Source organism: Brevundimonas sp., assembly GCF_031082345.1.
Taxonomy (GTDB): Bacteria; Pseudomonadota; Alphaproteobacteria; order Caulobacterales; family Caulobacteraceae; genus Brevundimonas.
In genome coordinates, this window is record NZ_JAVHLH010000308.1 from 1 (window position 1) to 2,940 (window position 2,940).

General features: G+C 68.9%; 4 protein-coding genes. All 4 read right to left on the minus strand.

The window, feature by feature from the left end:
• The coding region (locus RDU12_RS14465; RefSeq protein ID WP_308685327.1) for a host attachment protein at nt 1–376 on the minus strand (376 nt) is incomplete at its 3' end.
• On the minus strand, nt 373–1,107 hold the full coding sequence (locus RDU12_RS15890) for a hypothetical protein (protein WP_374990229.1): 735 nt from the start codon (nt 1,105–1,107) through the stop codon (nt 373–375). The genes RDU12_RS15890 and RDU12_RS14465, both read right to left, overlap by 4 nt.
• 467 nt (nt 1,108–1,574) lie before the next feature.
• Nucleotides 1,575–2,393 carry a 16S rRNA (adenine(1518)-N(6)/adenine(1519)-N(6))-dimethyltransferase RsmA gene (rsmA, locus tag RDU12_RS14475; protein ID WP_300293254.1) on the minus strand — a complete coding sequence of 273 codons (819 nt, stop codon included), beginning with the start codon at nt 2,391–2,393 and terminating at the stop codon, nt 1,575–1,577.
• Between the two features lie 106 nt (nt 2,394–2,499).
• The gene (locus RDU12_RS14480; RefSeq protein WP_300293252.1) at nt 2,500–2,856 is read right to left on the minus strand and encodes an endonuclease domain-containing protein; all 357 of its coding nucleotides are present in this window, start codon (nt 2,854–2,856) and stop codon (nt 2,500–2,502) included.
• Between the last annotated feature and the right edge of the window lie 84 nt (nt 2,857–2,940).

Here is a 2,940-nt window from a genome sequence, read left to right on the forward strand (position 1 = left end):
CGATCTGGTCCGTCGAATGGCCCGTCAGGTCCTTGGCGATCTCGCCGACCACGCGCGCCGCCGTCTCCTTGTGCCAGCCCTTGCGCAGCTGCCCCAGGGTCTTGGGCGCGGCGATGACCAGCAGGTGATCGACCTTGTTGGTCAGCACCCATTTGTTCAGCACCTCGGTCACGCCCAGGGCGAATCCGTCTTCGGCCTGGGTGTCGTTGTCGGGGTTGGCCTCGCTGGAGATGCGGCCGGCCGCGCCCGAGGCGCGCTCCTCGATGGCCGGCGTCGGCTTCGCGGTCAGGGAAATCTCCTGCTGCCCCGTATGTTCGAACAGCGCCAGCTTCTCGCCGTCGACGACAGCCACGAGCGTGCCTTTGGTCAGTTTCATCCGGACTCTCCGATTGTGGGGGACCCGGAGAACGTTCCGCGGGCGCGCCGGTTGCGCCCGCGGTTCGCCTTCGGCCGGAGGCGACGGATGGTATCGCCCGGGGTCTCTTCCCTCAGGGCCCGCCGCGCCTCCGTCGCCCGATCCGCCTTCGCCCATGCGGCCGGGCCCGCCGCCGGCTCGCCTGCCAGCCAGCGCTCGAAGACGCCGAGCAGCAGGGCCAGGTCGATGAGATACCCCAGGCCGATGTGGGCCGAGGCCATCGCAAGGTGGGAGAAGGTGGGATCCAGCAGCCTGAGAACATACCCCATGACCATCAGCCCGATCGCCGCGGTGACGACGAAGGGCCACCAACGGTCCAACCGGAAGCACAGCCAGCCGAAGACCAGCAGACGGACGCTGTCCAGAGCCATGGCGACCGGGTAGTGGCCGCCGACCTCCCATTGGTAGGTCAGGAACGCCAGCAGGCAGCTGAAGAGCAGTACGCCCGCGCCGAAGCGCTCCAGGCGTCCGCCCCAGACCCAGGCCACGGCGTAGGCCAGGAAGCCGAATGCGATTCCGCAGGTCTGCCAGGGCGTCATGTGATCCAGGTCTCCATCACCCCGATCCGGCGCCTTCGCCAGCCGCAAAATCCCCGCCAGATCGACCACCTCCGCCCGCGCGACCGGCGCGATCCCCGCCGCCTCGCACAGGTCGGCGCCGCCCAGGGCCTTCAGACCGGACGGCGGCGCCATGCGTCGCTCGCCGGACCGCTTTCGCCCATGCGGCCGGGCCCGCCGCCGGTTCTCCCGCCAGCCAGCGCTCCCAGACGCTGAGCAGGAGGGTCAGGTCGATGATAAAGCCCAGGCCGATGTTGGCGGAAGCCACCGCGAGCTGCGTGACGGCCGGATCCAGCAGCTGGGCGGCATACAGCAAGACCATCAGCGTGAGCGCCGCGGTGATGACGAGGGGCCACCACCGGTCGACCCGGAAACTCAGCCAGCCGAAGATCAGCAGACGGAGGCAGTCTTCCACTATGGCGGTCAGGTAGATGCCGCCGGTTTCCCAACGGAAGGTGATGGTCGAGATCATGCAGAAGAGAAGCAGGACGACTGCGCCCAGCCGTTCCGTGCGTCCGCCCCATGTCCAGGCGACGGCATAGGCCAGCATGCCGAATGCGATTCCGCCGGTCTGCCAGGGCGTCATGGGTTCCAGGTCTCCATCAGCCGCCCCGATCCAGCGCCTTCGCCAGCCGCAAGAACCCCGCCAGATCGACCACCTCGGCCCGTGCGTCCGGCTCGATGCCCGCCGCCTCGCACAGCGCTGTCCCGCCCAGCGTCTTCAGGCTCGACCGCAGCATCTTGCGCCTCTGCCCGAACGCCGCCGCCGTGACCCGCTCCAGCCGTTTCAGCGTCTCCGCGTCCGGCCGGTCCGCTTTCGGGACCAGATGCACCACCGCGCTCGCCACCTTGGGTGGGGGGGTGAAGGCGGCGGCCGGCAGGTGCATGACCAGTCGGGCCTCGCACACCGCCTGACTGATCACCGCCAGCCGGCCGTAGGCGTCGTCCCCCGGGGCGGCGACGATGCGCTCGGCGACCTCCTTCTGGAACATCAGGGTCAGGGCGTGCGGCGTCCACGGCCCGGTCAGCCATTTGATCAGCAGGGCCGTGCCCACATTGTAGGGCAGGTTCGACACCACATGCGCCGGACCCTCGACGAGCTCGGCCTCCCGGACCTTCAGCGCATCCCCCTCGACCACGACCAGCCGCCCGGAACCGTCGTCCAGCTCGGCCAGCAGCGGCAGGAACCGCGGATCCTTCTCGACCAGCACCACCCGTCCGGCGTCGCTCTCCAGCAGCGCCCGCGTCAGCCCGCCCGGGCCCGGCCCGACCTCGATGACCGCCCGCCCCTCGAACGGCCCCGCCAGCCGCACGATCTTGCGCGTCACATTGAGGTCCAGCAGGAAATGCTGCCCGAAGCTCTTCTTCGCCAACAGCCCGTGGGCATCGAGCGTTTCGCGCAGGGAGGGGAGGTCGGTCACAGGCGAATCCGCTTCAGCATCCCTTCTCCCCTTGGGGGAGAAGGTGGCCCGGTAGGGCCGGATGAGGGGTAGGCCAGCCACCGCCCCGGCGCCAACCGTTTTCCGTTCAGCGCCCCCGCACCGCCGCTGCATGCCGCCGGATCGCCTCGAGCACGATGGCGGGATTGGTCAGAAACGCCTCATTGTCGAATCGAAGCACCGTGAACCCGGCGGCCGCGAGGCGGGCGTCGCGATCGGAGTCGCGGTGTTCGCGCAGCCGGTGCACGCCGCCGTCCAACTCGATCGCCAGCCGCATCTCGAGACAGACGAAATCCAGGATCGCGCCGGCCACCGGGGCCTGCCTGCGGAATTTGAGGCCTTCGAATCCCCGGCCGCGCAACTGGGTCCAGAGTTTCGCCTCCGCGCCGGTCATGTCCGCGCGGAGACGTCTGGCTTGCCGGGTTCTCGGCGAGGTCTGGAACATCGAACGCCTCCCGTCTGAACCATGACGACGGGGCGGAGGAATGGCTATCAAGAACTATCTAAAGTTGAAACCCTTCTCCCCTTG

Excerpts from the sequence above, each read along its gene's own strand:
- RDU12_RS15890 (WP_374990229.1), bottom strand. The coding sequence starts at position 1,107 with ATGGCGCCGCCGTCCGGTCTGAAGGCCCTGGGCGGCGCCGACCTGTGC.
- RDU12_RS14480 (WP_300293252.1), bottom strand. The coding sequence starts at position 2,856 with ATGTTCCAGACCTCGCCGAGAACCCGGCAAGCCAGACGTCTCCGCGCG.